Below are 395 nucleotides of genomic sequence, written 5' to 3' on the forward strand. Positions count from 1 at the left end.
CCCCAGTACGAAACACAGGGGGCTGCCGGTATGGATTTACGCGCCTTTCTTGACGCTGATATTTCCATACCGCCCCTTGGAAGGGTAAAAATTCCTACAGGGCTTAAAATAGAAATTCCAGAAGGCTATGAAGGGCAGGTGCGTCCTCGCTCAGGCTTGGCGATAAAAAAAGGGTTAACAGTTCTTAATTCCCCCGGTACTATAGACTCCGATTATAGGGGAGATTTAGACATAATTTTAATAAATTTAGGACCCGAAAACATTATAATTAAAGATGGGGAGCGAATCGCGCAACTTGTAATAGCTCCCGTATGTAAGGCGAACATTGCGGAGGTTAATGTTCTTGGCGAAACGGCTAGAGGAGGCGGAGGTTTTGGGTCTACTGGGGCTTAAAG

Annotated in this window: 1 protein-coding gene; it reads left to right on the forward strand. The window is 46.1% G+C overall.

The window, feature by feature from the left end; translation table 11 throughout:
* Nucleotides 1-393, forward strand: a 393-nt coding sequence (gene dut / locus ACYVTD_RS17530) for a dUTP diphosphatase (RefSeq protein WP_461248906.1), incomplete at its 5' end; no start/stop codon positions are given.
* Nucleotides 394-395 lie beyond the last annotated feature (2 nt).

It is taken from the genome of Treponema sp. R6D11, assembly GCF_054786075.1.